Raw genomic sequence first — 233 nt, 5'->3', positions numbered from 1 at the left:
GAATAAAAGTTATCATAACTAAACCAGTTATTATCTAACATTGATTGCACACGTGGCCAGTTATTAGGTTTACTCACATCCATTGCATTTGAAAGCGATTCAATTGTCGCATTAGGCGTCCAATTTTTATCAAGCATAAAGCGCGGTACTGTGTCGTTTTGGTTTGTAGTCGCACTTAGTTTACCAACTGGCATACCAATAACAGCGCCAATCATAGCCGCACACACATTACC

The 233-nt window shown here is 39.5% G+C and carries 1 pseudogene; it reads right to left on the bottom strand.

The features are described from left to right. Positions 1 to 233, bottom strand: a pseudogene (locus AAEY68_RS21750) (threonine synthase); the annotation flags it as partial.

The organism is Pseudoalteromonas sp. RB2-MNA-CIBAN-0110 (assembly GCF_040309305.1).
Taxonomy (GTDB): Bacteria; Pseudomonadota; Gammaproteobacteria; order Enterobacterales; family Alteromonadaceae; genus Pseudoalteromonas; species Pseudoalteromonas arctica.
This window is presented reverse-complemented; position numbering and strand designations above follow the sequence as displayed.